Consider the following 14,342-nt stretch of genomic DNA (forward strand, 5'->3'; position numbering starts at 1 on the left):
TACCCCTAGTCGATTAATTGCGCATCACGCAGGCTGCCAAGTGCTGCCTGCCAACGCGGGCTCTGCCGATACTCGATACCCGGGAAGGCCTGTCGGCGCATCCGTGCCAGGCCTTGCGGTGGTTCTACCTTGAGTCGTTGCAAGGCGCTCAGGGCCTGCTCCGCCGCTGCCCGGTCATTGCACACCAGGCCCATATCACAACCTGCTGTCAGCGCTGCCTCAATACGGCAGGCCGCATCGCCGACCACATGAGCGCCGGCCATGGACAAATCATCGCTGAAGATCACCCCATCAAAGGCCAGCTCGCCACGCAGAATATCTTGCAGCCAGCGCCCGGAGAAACCCGCCGGCTGACTGTCCACCTGAGGGTAGATCACATGGGCGGGCATCACCGCAGCCAACTGCCGGCTCAACTGTGCAAAGGGCTGCAAATCGACTGCACGAATCTGCTCCAGACTGCGCTCATCCACTGGGATGGCCACATGGGAATCCGCTTCCGCCCAGCCATGCCCGGGGAAATGCTTGCCGGTAGCGGCCATGCCAGCGGCATTCATCCCACGGATAAAAGCGCCGGCCAGCAAAGTCGCGCGCCGCACATCGCCCTCAAAGGAACGGCTGCCGACCACGGCGCTGCGCTGATGATCGAGATCCAGCACCGGGGCGAAACTCAGGTCCAAGCCTGCCGCCAGCACTTCGGTCGCCATGACCCAGCCGCACTGCTCAGCCAGATACTCGGCATTGGCGTTATCGGCCAACGCACGCATCGCCGGCAAGCGCACAAAGCCCTGACGCAGACGCTGTACGCGCCCGCCCTCCTGATCCACCGCCAGCAGCAGGTCCGGACGCACCGCGCGAATCGCAGCGGACAGCTCACGCACTTGGCGCGGGTCTTCAATATTGCGGGCAAACAGAATCAACCCGGCAACCTGCGGCTGACGCAGGATCTGGCGATCCTCAGCGGTCAGCCAGGTGCCGGCGATATCCAGCATCAATGAACCTTGCATGCGTGTACTCACACCCCGTCCTTAAATAAGAGGCGCCGTTGCCCAGTCGGGGCAGGCGGCCTCGTCAATTTGTACCGCACATTGAACCGGGACACGCGCAAAGAGTTCCAGCAGGTCGCTGTTGCGAAGGCGCACACAGCCATGTGACAGCGCCACGCCCATAGGCTCGCTGTCCGGCGTACCGTGTATGTAGATATAGCGGCGAAAGGTATCAACAGCGCCCAGACGATTGCGCCCAGGCTCACAACCACTCAACCAGAGAATGCGCGTAAGAATCCAGTCGCGCCCGGGAAATTGCGCATGCAACTCGGGCGACCAGACTTCGCCGGTCCAGCGCCTACCGCGGAGCACGGCAGCGCTCGGCAAGCCCTCACCAATCTTCGCCCGCACCTTGTGCAAGCCACGCGGCGTACAGCCGGAACCATTACGCTCACCGGCACCATTCAGCGCGGTGGAAACACTCAGGCGCAGCCGCAACTGCCCATTGGCAAAACCATACAGGCACTGATCGGCGAGGGAAATATGCAGAAAATCGAGAGTAACCATGGGCGGCTAGCTTAGCGGATCAAATCCACCAAGCCCACCCGCCAAGGTCAAACTTTGCTAGGGATGGCTGGCATCTTGGTGCGTGGTTTGAGCTGTGCGCTGGCCAGGGTTTCATCGGTCAGGCCGGTTTCCGAACGCATGCCGGCAGCCAGAAATGGCACCATCAGGCGCATCACCTGCTCAATCGAGGTATTAACGCCGAAATCGGTTTCCGACATCGCGCGCAGAGCCTTGATCCCGGACATGCTGAACGCCGCAGCGCCGAGCATAAAGTGCACACGCCAGAACAGTTCCAGTGGCGGAATACGCGGAGCGGCCTCATGCACCAGCTGCATGTAACGGCGGAACACCTTGCCGTACACCTCTTCGAGGTACTTACGCAGGTGTCCCTGGCTCTGGCTAAAAGCCAGGCCCAGCAAACGCATAAAGATTGACAGGTCGTTACCACTGCGCGGCTTTACTGCCAGCGCCTGCTCGACCAGTAACTCCAGCAGCTCTTCGAGACTGGCCTTGGTTTCCGGCTTGGCCTGACGACGATCCAGTTCACGCTCCAGGCTTACGCAGAAAGGCCCGAGAAAGCGCGAGAACACCGCCTGAATCAGGGCCTTTTTCGAGCCGAAGTGATAATTCACCGCCGCCAGGTTCACCCCTGCCTTGCTGGTGATCAAACGCAGAGAAGTTTCTGCGAAACCTTTCTCCGCAAAAAGCTGCTCTGCCGCATCGAGAATGCGTTCAACGGTTTCCGACTGGGCCATGACTCTTTTCATCTGAACAAACACTTGTTTGAAACATACGTTTCAGCTGCCCGCCTTGTCAAGCCGAGCAAACCATCTTGTGGCCGGGTGGTCACAGACATCCGGCAAAGGCACAGGTCAACCCTAGCTAGACGCCCCATAAACGGCCTGAGTAACAGTGCACTGAACAGACGATGTAAAGGTCAATTGAGTAGAGATCACAACACAAGGATTGCCAATCGTCGATCACTGTATATAATTCCAGTCACTGTACAAAAAAACAGAGCCGACCATGCTAAAACTGACGCCGCGACAAGCTGAAATTCTCGCTTTCATCAAGCAATGCCTTGAAGACAATGGCTACCCGCCTACACGAGCGGAAATCGCCTTGAAACTGGGTTTCAAATCCCCCAACGCAGCGGAAGAACACCTCAAGGCACTGGCTCGCAAGGGGGCCATCGAAATGACTCCCGGGGCGTCGCGCGGTATTCGCATCCCAGGCTTCGAGCCCAACGCCGAAGAAGAGGACGGCTTACCGGTGATTGGGCGCGTCGCTGCAGGTGCGCCGATTCTGGCGCAGCAGCATGTCGAAGACTCCTGCAAGATCAACCCTGATTTCTTCCACCCCAAGGCTGATTACTTGCTACGTGTAAGCGGTATGAGCATGAAAGACATCGGCATCTTCGATGGTGATCTGCTGGCCGTTCACACCACCCGTGAAGCCCGTAACGGGCAAGTGGTAGTGGCGCGCCTGGACGATGAAGTTACAGTCAAACGTTTCAAGCGTGAAGGCAACAAGGTCTGGCTGATTGCAGAAAATCCGGAGTTCGCGCCGATCGAAGTAAACCTGGAAGAACAGGATCTGATTATTGAAGGTTTGAGCGTCGGCGTTATCCGCCGCTAGCAGGACGTTGAAAACGTAGGCGAGGCAGGCGAGACATTTTTAACGCAGTATCGACAACACAGGTAGTTTTCAACTACCTGATAGTGGAGGATCTATGCAGTTCCCACATTCACTGAACCGTACACAACTACCTTTGTTCGATGCATTTCTGGCATCGACGGTGACGCCATTACTTGCCGATAGCGCTGAGCTACCCTGGCAGGATAATGAGACAGAGAAGTTCAGTGAACTGTCGCTGCGTGGCGCGACCGGGCACTGCCTGAACCTTCTAGCACCAATTCTGCGTGAGCTTAGCGATAACCACGATGAGCGCTGGCTAACCCTGATTGCGCCGCCGTCGAGCCTTACCCAAACTTGGCTACGCAAAGCGGGCCTGAACCGCGAACGCATTCTGCTGCTGCACCCACGCGGGGCACAAAGCGCGCTGGAGCTGGCACAACAGGCCCTGACACTGGGTCGTAGCCATACTGTAGTCAGCTGGCTGCACCCACTGGAACGTCAAGCGCGGCAACAGCTTGAGCAAGCGGCCCACCAGGGCAAGGCGCAAAGCTTGAATATCAGCCTTGGATAATTGGCCGAAAGCCGCGCACAAGGACAGTGCGGATTAGCCGAAAGAAGCCTAGACAACAAAACAACAAAACAACAAAACAACAAAACAACAACGCTAGCAGATCGTTGTAATTTCAGACCGCAAGAACTCTGTAATCAATGCAGAACTCGAGGGCTTTCTTCCTGCTGAAAATTATTTTCAGCCAATCGCCCTGCCATCTGCACACCCACATTGAGCATGGCTTTGGCCACCTCAACATGCTGCCCCTGCAGAAAGGCCTTGGCATCGGCAGAGAAATCCAGCACCACCAGCGACTCCTCATCCTCTGCACGACGCAGGGCAATACGCCCGTCGGGCAATTCTACAATTTCCAAGAATGATGTAGGCATTGGCTTAGCTCTCCACAATAGGCCAACAGTGTAACAGCCGACTCGGGCTCGCCCTAGTCCGCCGGTCCAATCAGCGCCTTACCACTCGATCAAGGTTTCTCGAAACCGTTGCGCCAGAGCCTTCAGCTGCTGACGCCACGTCTCCAGCGTTTCCTGCGTTAACGGCATGACTTCTTCATCTAGGCTGACCGCGGTAATCAACGGTGTAGTGGGATCGACCTTAGCCTTCTTTCCAGCCTGCGGTGGCTGAAACAACTCGGCATAGCCTTTGAGCAGTTGCGCGACCCAACTATCGGCTGACTGCGCCAGTTCAACCAGCTCGCCCAACTCCTGGCTTGGCGCCGCCTGCAGCACGTCCTCCGTGAGAAAGCGCTCTGCACGTGGCGAAGTGCTGTCCGGCAAACGGTAGTAACCGGCAATCTCATGGCACAGACCGAGCAGGGCACCATAGAGATGAAACAACGCAGCCTCACGCTCAGCCTGGATCAAAGCCAAGGCATTCATGCTCTGACTTTGTTCAGCCTTACGCCAGGACTCCAGCGCCAGACCGGCATAGAAGATTTTCTGGTTGGTGCGGGTATAGAGTTCATTGGCCATTGCGGCACCCTCCACAGCGGATTGGATAAGCATACGCGTGCCAGTCAATGGCCGACACGCGCTCCGCTAGATCAGCTCTTGTCTTCGACTTTCCACTTGCCGCCATCAAAAAACGCACGCCATCCTGTAGGCTTGCCATCAACCTCAGTCTGTACGTACTGCTCTTTGGTCTTGCGGCTGTAACGCACCACGGCGGCGCGCCCTTGCGGGTCCTTCTGAGGCGCATCGCAGAGGAAGTGGTACTTGGGGTCGATCTCATCACGGTGCGGAATCAACTCGACCACCAACGGCGCGCGCGTCTCTCGGTTTTTCGGGAATTGACTGGCAGCGAGAAACAGACCCGAAGCACCGTCGCGCAAAATATAGGTGTCGTTGACCTTCTCGCATTTGAGTTCCGGCATCTTCACCGGATCCATCTTCGGCGGCGCCGCTTCACCGCTTTTGAGCAGTTTGCGGGTGTTCTTACACTCGCTGTTGGTGCAGCCGAAGAACTTGCCAAAACGGCCTGTCTTCAACTGCATCTGACTGCCGCACTTGTCGCAATCGAGACTCGGGCCTTCATAGCCCTTGATGCGGTACTGGCCCTGCTCGACTTCATAACCGCTGCAATCCGGATTGTTGCCACAGATATGCAACTTGCGGGTTTCGTCGAGCAGGTAGGCGTCCATCGCGGTCGAGCAGATCGGACAGCGGTGCTTGCCGAGCAACACGCGCGACTCCGACTCACCCTCATCGTCCGCAGCGATTTCATCGCCCGGCACCAGATTGACGGTGGCCTTACAGCGCTCTTTCGGCGGTAGGGCATAGCCAGAACAGCCAAGGAATACACCAGTGGAGGCAGTTCGAATGGTCATCGGCCGACCACAATCACGGCAGGCGATATCGGTCAACGTTGGCTGATTGGCACGCATGCCGCCCTCGCCTGATTCCGCAGCTTCAAGCTTCTTCTTGAAGTCACCATAGAACTCATCCAGCACGTGCTTCCACTCGCGCTCGCCCTGAGCTACATCGTCCAGATGCTCTTCCATGCCGGCGGTAAAACCGTAGTCCATCAGGTTGGAGAAGCTTTCTGCCAGACGCTCGGTGACGATGTCGCCCATCTTCTCCGAGTAGAAACGGCGGTTGTGCAGCGCCACGTAGCCGCGATCTTGGATGGTGCCGATAATCGCCGCATAGGTAGATGGACGACCGATACCGCGCTTCTCCATTTCCTTGACGAGGCTAGCTTCCGAGTAACGCGCTGGCGGCTTGGTAAAGTGCTGGCTGGGGTCGAGCTTGACCAGTTTGAGTACTTCGCCCTGAGTCATTTCCGGCAACACGTCGTCATCACCAGGCTTGCTCAGCTGCGGCAACACGCGGGTATAACCGTCGAACTTGAGGATACGGCCCTTGGCACGCAACTCGAACTGCGCCGCCGTGACAGTCACAGTGGTCGACAGGTATTCAGCCGGCGGCATCTGGCAGGCGACAAATTGGCGCCAGATCAGCTCGTACAGCCGCTCAGCGTCACGCTCCATGCCCGACAGCTGAGTCGGCTTGAGGTTGACGTCGGAAGGACGAATCGCCTCGTGCGCTTCCTGCGCGCCATCTTTACTGCTGTAAGCAATTGGGCTGGCCGGCAGGTACGTCTTGCCAAACTCACTTTCAATAAAGCCCCGCACCATGCTCACGGCATCGGCCGAGAGATTGGTCGAGTCGGTACGCATATAGGTGATGTAACCGGCCTCATACAAGCGCTGGGCCATCATCATGGTCTTTTTCACCCCAAAGCCCAGGCGGTTACTCGCGGCCTGCTGAAGGGTGGAGGTAATGAACGGTGCCGAAGGCTTGCTGCTGGTCGGTTTGTCTTCGCGCTTGCTGATGCTGTAACTGGAGGCTTTCAGCGTCGCCAGGGCCGCCATGGCCTGGGCCTCATTCAGCGGCTTGAAGGCATTGCCGTTTTCCCGCGCCACTTCAAAGCGCACGTTAGCGCCCTTGGCGGTGCCGAGGTCGGCATGGACTTCCCAGTATTCTTCCGGCACGAAGGCGCGGATTTCTTTCTCGCGCTCGACCACCAGTTTCACAGCTACCGACTGTACACGGCCAGCCGACAGGCCACGCGCAATCTTGGCCCACAGCAGCGGCGAGACCATATAACCCACCACGCGGTCGAGGAAGCGTCGAGCCTGCTGAGCATTAACCCGATTGATATCCAGCTCGCCGGGCTTGGCGAACGCTTCCTGGATGGCTTTTTTGGTGATTTCGTTAAACACCACGCGCTTGTAGCGGCTGTCATCGCCACCAATGGATTCACGCAGGTGCCAAGCAATGGCTTCCCCCTCGCGATCCAAGTCGGTTGCGAGATAGATGGTGTCGGCGTCCTTGGCCAAACGGCGCAATTCCTCGACCACCTTCTCCTTGCCTGGAAGGATCTCGTACTTGGCTTTCCAGCCGTGCTCGGGATCAACCCCCATGCGTGCAAATAGCTGACGCTTGGCTTTTTCCTTGGGCGACAGCGCCGGTACTTCACCTGCAGCGGCTTTACCACGCTTGACCGGTTCTTTGGCGGTACTTGCCGAACCACTGGTGGGTAGGTCACGGATGTGGCCGATGCTCGACTTCACCACGTACTCGTTGCCCAAGTACTTGTTGATCGTCTTGGCCTTGGCCGGGGATTCCACGATGACCAGCGATTTGCCCATGGATTGGAAAATTCCTGAAATTCGATAAAAAAATGCGGAAGACGCTGTACTGCCTGCTAGCGCGGCACCGCTATATATAGTGGTGGTCCGGCAGAGGTCAAGCGCAGCAGTGGCCCGATGTCAGCTCAAGGCCGAGTAAACAGTGCGGTTTCAGCCTGAATCAAAGCAAAGCGTGGAACCGTCTCGCCGTCCACTTCAACGCTTTCGCAAAACATCTCCAACGGTCGCACCCACACGCCAAACTCGCCGTACAGCGCCTGATAGACCACCATCGCCTGCTCCGTTTCGGAATGCTGGGCAACGCCAAACACGCGGTATTCAGGGCCTTTGTAGTGACGATAGAGGCCGGGCTGCAACTGCATCGGTAAATTCCTTGAAGATTTTCAACTGATAAACAAAAACCGGGGCACTTGGCCCCGGTTCTTCCATCTCTGACGCCAGTGAAGCTTAGAGGCGTTCGAAGACGGTGGTGATGCCTTGGCCGAGACCTACACACATGGTCGAAACACCGAAGGTGCCACCGTTCTGCTTCATCACGTTCAGCAGGGTACCGGAGATACGCGCACCGGAACAACCGAACGGGTGACCCAGAGCGATCGCGCCGCCATGCAGGTTGACCTTCTCTTCCATTTTGTCGAGCACTTTCAGATCCTTCAGCACAGGCAGGGCCTGGGCCGCGAAGGCTTCGTTAAGCTCGAAGAAGTCGATGTCATTGATGGTCAGACCGGCACGCTTGAGCGCTTTCTGAGTTGACGGTACAGGACCGTAACCCATGATCGCCGGATCAACACCGGCCACGGCCATGGCGCGAACCACGGCCATTGGCTGAATGCCGAGGTCTTGGGCGCGCTGGGCACTCATGACGATCATGCAGGAAGCGCCGTCAGTGATCTGCGAGGACGTACCTGCAGTCACGGTGCCGCCTTTCGGGTTGAACGCAGGCTTCAGTGCAGCCAGGCTTGCCAAGGTGGTTTCCGGACGAATGGTTTCGTCGTAGTCGAACACCTTCAGGAAGCCGTTCTCGTCGTAGCCTTGCATCGGGATGATTTCATCCTTGAACTTGCCTTCGACGGTAGCTTTGTGGGCCAGACGGTGCGAACGCTCACCGAATGCATCCTGCTGCTCACGGCTGATGCCATGCATCTTGCCGAGCATTTCAGCAGTCAGACCCATCATGCCCGAGGCCTTGGCCGCGTAAAGCGACAGGTGCGGGTTTGGATCAACGCCGTGCATCATTCCTACGTGGCCCATATGCTCCACACCGCCGATGACGAACACGTCACCGTTGCCAGTCTGGATCGCCTGCACAGCAGTGTGCAGAGCGCTCATGGACGAACCGCACAGGCGGCTCACGGTCTGGCCGGCACTGGTGTGCGGAATCTGGGTCATCAGCGACGCCATGCGCGCGATGTTCCAGCCCTGCTCCAGGGTCTGGTTGACGCAGCCCCAGATCACGTCTTCCACCTCGGCCGGATCGACCTTGGTGTTACGTGCCAGTACGCCACTGATCAGGTTGGCCGACATGGTTTCGGCACGGGTGTTGCGATGCATGCCGCCCTTGGAACGACCCATCGGGGTACGACCGAAGTCGACGATGACTGCATCTCTAGGATTCAGGCTCATAAATTCACTCTCGCTCTAGTCGTTGCGCGATTAACCGAAAAACTTCTGGCCCTTGGCGGCCATTTCGCGAAGCTTGGCAGTCGGGGTGTACAGCGCGCCCAACTCGGCATATTTGTCGGCCAGGGCAACGAACTCGGCTACACCGATGCTATCGATGTAACGCAGTGCACCACCGCGGAACGGAGGGAAGCCTATGCCGTAGATCAGGCCCATATCGGCCTCAGCTGCGGTATCCACGATGCCGTCCTCCAGACAACGCACGGTTTCCATGCACAGAGGAATCATCATGAAGTTGATGATGTCTTCATCAGTCACTTCACGCTGCTCAGTCACGATGGACTTCAGCAGATCGTAGGCAACCGGGTCGGAAACCTTTTTCGGCTTGCCGCGCTTGTCCATTTCGTAGGCGTAGAAGCCTTTGCCGTTCTTCTGGCCTAGGCGATCCGCTTCATACATCACGTCAACCGCGGTACGACCTTCAACCGCCATGCGATCCGGGAAGCCTTCAGCCATGACGTCACGGCCGTGGTGACCGGTGTCGATACCGACCACGTCGGACAGGTACGCCGGGCCCATCGGCCAGCCGAACTTCTCCATGACCTTGTCGATACGCACGAAGTCGACACCAAAGCTCAGCAGCTTGGAGAAGCCACCGAAGTACGGGAACAGCACGCGGTTAACCAGGAAGCCTGGGCAGTCGTTGACCACAACCGGGGTCTTGCCCATTTTCTTGGCGTAAGCAACGGTGGTAGCCACGGCTACGTCGCTGGACTTCTCGCCACGAATCACTTCAACCAGCGGCATCATATGCACCGGGTTGAAGAAGTGCATGCCGACGAAGTTTTCCGGACGTTTGAGGGCCTTGGCCAGCAAGTTGATGGAAATAGTCGAGGTGTTCGACGCGAGAATGGCGTCTTCTTTAACTACGCCTTCCACTTCAGCCAGCACGATCTGCTTGACCTTGGGGTTCTCAACCACGGCTTCAACCACGATATCAACAGCGCCGAAGTCGCCGTAGGACATGGTTGGACGAATCGCAGTAAGGGCTTCAGCCATCTTCGCCGGGGTCATACGACCTTTGGCAACGCGACCGCCGAGCAGCTTGGACGCCTCGGCCAGCCCCATCTGAATACCCTCTTCACGGATATCCTTCATCAGGATCGGGGTGCCCTTGGAAGCAGACTGGTAGGCGATACCGCCACCCATGATGCCTGCACCGAGTACGGCAGCCAGTTTCACGTCTTTGGCGATTTCGTCGTACTGCTTAGCTTTCTTCTTCAGTTCCTGGTCGTTCAGGAACAGGCCGATCAGGCTGGCAGCAACCGGAGTCTTGGCCAGTTTGACGAAACCTGCCGCTTCAACTTCCAGGGCTTTATCGCGCGCCATATTGGCGGCTTTCTGGATGGTCTTGATGGCTTCAACCGGAGCCGGATAATTCGGGCCAGCCTGGCCTGCAACGAAACCTTTGGCGGTTTCAAAGCACATCATCTGCTCAATGGCGTTGAGCTTGAGTTTTTCCAGTTTCGGCTGACGCTTGGCCTTGTAGTCCAGCTCACCGGAGATGGCGCGCTTGATCAGGTCCAGGGCTGCTGCTTGCAGCTTGTCAGCAGTCACTACAGCATCAACGGCGCCTGCCTTGAGGGCGTCAGCTGCTTTGTTTTCCTTACCACCGGCAATCCACTCAACGGCGTTATCGGTACCGATAACACGTGGCAGACGCACGGTGCCGCCGAAGCCTGGGTAGATACCCAATTTGACTTCTGGCAGACCAACCTTGGCACTGTCAGCCATGACGCGGTAATCCGCAGCCAGGCACATTTCAAAACCACCGCCCAGGGCGATGCCATTGATCGCGACAACAGTCGGAACATTGAGGTCTTCAAAATCACTGAAGATCTTGTTGGCTTCGAGGTTGCCAGCCACCAGCTCTTCGTCCGGCAACTTGAAGTTGTCGACGAACTCGGTGATGTCGGCACCGACGATAAATACGTCTTTGCCACTGGTGACAATCACGCCCTTGATCGAACCATCAGCCTTGATTGCATCAACGGATTGACGCAGTTCATTGAGGGTAAGACGGTTGAATTTGTTGACGGATTCACCCTTGAGGTCGAAATTCAATTCGACGATGCCACTCTCAAGAGCCTTAACCGTGATGGCTTTACCTTCGTAAATCATCAACTGATCTCCACGGTATGGAAGCTGAACAGTACACATCGGAGCCAACCAGCAAGCTACTCCACGGCATAGCCGTCTAAGAGTAGCCCCAATCAGCCTGGCACACCCACCGACGCGATAATCGGGCTGTAAAGGCGGCGCCTCTGAAGGCAAACGCTCAATTCATACGCCCGTTTGATTTGGGTGTGCACACCTTCAAGGAAAAGCCCGAACTTGTCAATTGGCCTGTAGTGACTCGTAGGCCGTACAAAAATTTACGTTCGGGCCCACAACTCGCCGCTAACAACGGTGCCTTGAACGAGCGCACATCCGCAGCGATATATGCCGACAAGGAGCAGTCAACCATCCAAAGTGTGACAGTTCGCATACCTAGCAAAATGATTTCGCTACAGGTACAGTCGTCTCAATACGGCCGTTTTAGACCGACCGTAATCAAAACAAAAACAATTAGAGCCCAATCAAGGGCGCACGGAGTTTCGCCATGTCGAGCCGCATGCTTGCCATCGTCTTGAGCACCCTACTCACCCTCCCCCTGTTCAGTGCTACCACTCAAGCTGCAGATGCCGCCACCAACCTGCTGAAACTGCACCAACTGCGTCTGGCTGCGCAAAAAACCCTGGGTGACTTCTACATGTTCAACGGCATGGAGGGTGATCAACGTTATGCGCGCATGATCAACGAGTCACTCACTGAGGCCAATAATCACTTGAGCGCCCTGGGTGACATGCCGGGAGAAGGTTCAAAGGCGCTTCGCGCACAACTGGATCAACAATGGAAGGGTTATCAGGGTGACCTGAATAACCTGACCAACGCCCTGAAGAACCAGGGCTACACGGATCTACAGCCGGTAGCCGACCTGGCCACGCGCAATCAACAACTGATGAACATGAGCCAGGAGCTGTACAACAAGATTCAACAGGAGAGCAGCTACAGCGTGCCCGCGCTGACCCAACTCAGCCGCGAGCAAAGCTTGCTGATGCAGGGCATTGCGGTCGATTACGCGTCCCGTAGCGCTTCAGTGGGCGCTACATTCATGGGCGGCGGAGATGCGCGCCCCATGGAGGATTTAGTCAGCGAGTTCGCCAACAAAATGGCAGCACTGGAAGAAAATCCGAAAAACACCCCACAACTCAAACAAGCCTGGGATGGGGTAGGTACCAAGTGGCGCTATATCGAAAAATCGCTGATCAATTACAACGAGAACAGCGTGCCATTCCTAGTCAACAAGTATTCCAACACTATCATTCAGGGCATTGAACAGATTGCAGGTCAGTACTCGACCGCCAACCTCTAAGCAACGGCTTACTTAACCGGCCTGCCTGGCCGCACTCCAGCCCAGTGTTCGCATTGGGCTTTCTTTTATTGGCTGCACCAGCGCAGATCCACCAACAGAAACCAACAGAAGACCGACGCGTCAGGCGTTAGCCTTGAGAAAACTTACTATTCTCTCCAGCGCCTCGCGCGCACCACGCTCACCCCAGCACACAGAAAGCATCTGCGTGGTCGCCTCGACCTTGTAGACATCTACGGGCAAGTCTTGCAACTGCGCCAGCAAGGCATCATCCGAGCAGGGTTCACGCCACCTATTGACCCACTGCCCTGGCCCCAACTGCCAATAACACCAACTATCAATCTGCCCACGTCGGCGCGCCCGGTGATATTGCGGGCATGAGCCTGGCGGTTGGCGCAACAACCAATGCGGCCATTCTTGGTGCGATAACTGCATTGCCACTCCCATCTGCCGGGCTTGCAGGCGCACATCCATCTGCCCACGCTGATGGCGCGAAGGCACCAGCCAAGCCAGAGGACTGAGCAGAAAAGCCAGGAGTAACAGCAAAAACCAGGGACTCATATCGTTATCTCGCAGGCAAAACCTGTCATCAACGCTCAGGACGACCATACTAAGGTCATTGAACCACTTGCACGGAGAGTCACCCCATGCCCTACCAGCACATACTGGTCGCTGTCGACCTTACTGAAGAGTGCGACCCGGTCATGCACCGCGCGCAGAAATTGGCCGCCAGCAGCGGAGCCACATTATCCGTAGTGCACATTGTCGAACCTATGGCCATGGCCTTTGGCGGCGACGTGCCGATGGACCTGTCGATGCTGCAGCAGCAGCAATTCGACCAGGCCCGCGAACGCCTGGACAGGTTCGCAGGCAAATACCCCGATGTGAGCAGTGACCATCGCCACCTAGCCTACGGCCAACCCCGCCAGGAAATCCACCGCCTGGCTACCGAACAGCAGTGTGACTTGATCATCGTTGGCAGCCATGGCCGTCATGGATTGGCCTTGTTACTGGGCTCCACCGCCAACGACGTGCTGCATGGCGCCCCCTGCGATGTGCTTGCTGTACGCCTAAAAAAAACTGACTGAGGCTCGCTGCCGGCGCACCACCAAAAACTCAATCGCCGGCATCACCAGAACTCATGACCAGAGGCCGGATCTTCTGCAGCTGGGTTTCCAGCGAATAAGTCATGCTAGAAGCCATGGAGAAGAAGGTCAGAAACGCCTTAAGGTTCGAATCACCATCACAAGTAGCATGAATGCGCTGCCAGAAAGCCTGATTGACCAGCTGTAACTGCTGGAACATACGTACCAGCCCCTTGAGCTCCCAATCTGCCGCACGCCCTTCGCGCAAATTGAAATACTGCTGGGTCAGGTACAGCGACACTGTGCGCAGAGTGAATTCCTGAGTATTGGCAAAGGGAAGATGGTGCTGCGCCATAGGCTTTAACTTGCCTAAGACAGGGCAGGCGCTGGTGGCCATGATCACCCCAAGCAGTGCACGCAAGCCCTCTTCTAAGCCGAGCAATTTGGTGTACTCGCGCTCAGGGGTTCGTACCCACACAGACACTTTCTTGAAAGCCGGCAACCCCTGAAAGTCCTCAATCACTCGATGCAGATCAACTGCTGCAGGACAGTGACTAAAGTTATCTTTGCTCAACGGGCAATTACTGCACTGCTGGTAGTCCAACCGTGTCCAGGCCGGTGCGCGCTGCGCCACCTCAACGTCATAAACGCGATCCAGCTCAATCCGGTAGCTGAACTGATGATCGTCGTCGAGAGTGATGCGGTACTCGATGGCCATAACGGTCTCCGGCAGAAATCTCAAAGTCCTGTTTGAGGATAT

Annotated in this window: 15 protein-coding genes; 4 read left to right on the forward strand and 11 right to left on the reverse strand. The window is 56.9% G+C overall.

The window, feature by feature from the left end:
* Window positions 1-5 precede the first annotated feature (5 nt).
* Genes nagZ through DBR00_RS13380 form a run of 3 tightly spaced genes read right to left on the reverse strand, consistent with a single transcriptional unit; the run spans window position 6 to window position 2,305 of the window.
* Window positions 6-1,004, reverse strand: coding sequence for a beta-N-acetylhexosaminidase (nagZ, locus tag DBR00_RS13370; RefSeq protein WP_177480000.1), 999 nt, complete (start codon window positions 1,002-1,004; stop codon window positions 6-8).
* A 21-nt stretch (window positions 1,005-1,025) separates the two neighbouring features.
* On the reverse strand, window positions 1,026-1,550 hold the full coding sequence (locus DBR00_RS13375) for a L,D-transpeptidase (protein ID WP_108487859.1): 525 nt from the start codon (window positions 1,548-1,550) through the stop codon (window positions 1,026-1,028).
* A 47-nt stretch (window positions 1,551-1,597) separates the two neighbouring features.
* On the reverse strand, window positions 1,598-2,305 hold the full coding sequence (locus DBR00_RS13380; RefSeq protein ID WP_108487858.1) for a TetR/AcrR family transcriptional regulator: 708 nt from the start codon (window positions 2,303-2,305) through the stop codon (window positions 1,598-1,600).
* A gap of 271 nt (window positions 2,306-2,576) precedes the next feature.
* On the opposite strand from DBR00_RS13380, the gene lexA reads away from it, so the two are divergent.
* A complete protein-coding gene (gene lexA / locus DBR00_RS13385; RefSeq protein WP_108487857.1) occupies window positions 2,577-3,188 on the forward strand; it encodes a transcriptional repressor LexA in 612 nt (203 codons plus the stop codon).
* Between the two features lie 94 nt (window positions 3,189-3,282).
* Window positions 3,283-3,759, forward strand: a complete 477-nt coding sequence (gene sulA / locus DBR00_RS13390) for an SOS-induced cell division inhibitor SulA (protein ID WP_108487856.1) — start codon at window positions 3,283-3,285, stop codon at window positions 3,757-3,759.
* A 134-nt stretch (window positions 3,760-3,893) separates the two neighbouring features.
* Here the strand turns inward: sulA and DBR00_RS13395 are convergent, their stop codons facing one another.
* The 6 genes from DBR00_RS13395 to fadB form a co-directional block, all read right to left on the reverse strand.
* The gene (locus tag DBR00_RS13395; protein WP_108487855.1) at window positions 3,894-4,127 is read right to left on the reverse strand and encodes a hypothetical protein; all 234 of its coding nucleotides are present in this window, start codon (window positions 4,125-4,127) and stop codon (window positions 3,894-3,896) included.
* A 78-nt stretch (window positions 4,128-4,205) separates the two neighbouring features.
* Window positions 4,206-4,724, reverse strand: coding sequence for a DUF6586 family protein (locus DBR00_RS13400; protein ID WP_108487854.1), 519 nt, complete (start codon window positions 4,722-4,724; stop codon window positions 4,206-4,208).
* Window positions 4,725-4,795: 71 nt separating this feature from the next.
* On the reverse strand, window positions 4,796-7,405 hold the full coding sequence (gene topA, locus DBR00_RS13405; RefSeq protein WP_108487853.1) for a type I DNA topoisomerase: 2,610 nt from the start codon (window positions 7,403-7,405) through the stop codon (window positions 4,796-4,798).
* A gap of 125 nt (window positions 7,406-7,530) precedes the next feature.
* Window positions 7,531-7,767: a DUF1653 domain-containing protein gene (locus DBR00_RS13410; protein ID WP_108487852.1), complete on the reverse strand. Its 237-nt coding sequence runs from the start codon at window positions 7,765-7,767 to the stop codon at window positions 7,531-7,533.
* A gap of 85 nt (window positions 7,768-7,852) precedes the next feature.
* On the reverse strand, window positions 7,853-9,028 hold the full coding sequence (gene fadA / locus DBR00_RS13415) for an acetyl-CoA C-acyltransferase FadA (protein WP_108487851.1): 1,176 nt from the start codon (window positions 9,026-9,028) through the stop codon (window positions 7,853-7,855).
* Between the two features lie 30 nt (window positions 9,029-9,058).
* Window positions 9,059-11,206 (reverse strand): fatty acid oxidation complex subunit alpha FadB, encoded by a 2,148-nt coding sequence (gene fadB / locus DBR00_RS13420; RefSeq protein ID WP_108487850.1) that lies wholly within the window; start codon window positions 11,204-11,206, stop codon window positions 9,059-9,061.
* A 481-nt stretch (window positions 11,207-11,687) separates the two neighbouring features.
* Between fadB and DBR00_RS13425 the strand changes: the two genes are divergently transcribed.
* A complete protein-coding gene (locus DBR00_RS13425) occupies window positions 11,688-12,500 on the forward strand; it encodes a hypothetical protein (RefSeq protein ID WP_108487849.1) in 813 nt (270 codons plus the stop codon).
* Between the two features lie 120 nt (window positions 12,501-12,620).
* Here DBR00_RS13425 and DBR00_RS13430 read toward each other — a convergent pair whose 3' ends face one another.
* The gene (locus DBR00_RS13430; protein WP_108487886.1) at window positions 12,621-13,058 is read right to left on the reverse strand and encodes a hypothetical protein; all 438 of its coding nucleotides are present in this window, start codon (window positions 13,056-13,058) and stop codon (window positions 12,621-12,623) included.
* 86 nt (window positions 13,059-13,144) lie between these two features.
* Between DBR00_RS13430 and DBR00_RS13435 the strand changes: the two genes are divergently transcribed.
* The gene (locus DBR00_RS13435) at window positions 13,145-13,585 is read left to right on the forward strand and encodes a universal stress protein (protein WP_108487848.1); all 441 of its coding nucleotides are present in this window, start codon (window positions 13,145-13,147) and stop codon (window positions 13,583-13,585) included.
* A 28-nt stretch (window positions 13,586-13,613) separates the two neighbouring features.
* Here DBR00_RS13435 and DBR00_RS13440 read toward each other — a convergent pair whose 3' ends face one another.
* A complete protein-coding gene (locus tag DBR00_RS13440) occupies window positions 13,614-14,300 on the reverse strand; it encodes a hypothetical protein (protein ID WP_108487847.1) in 687 nt (228 codons plus the stop codon).
* Window positions 14,301-14,342 lie beyond the last annotated feature (42 nt).

The organism is Pseudomonas sp. HMWF032, assembly GCF_003060885.1.
GTDB lineage: Bacteria > Pseudomonadota > Gammaproteobacteria > Pseudomonadales > Pseudomonadaceae > Aquipseudomonas.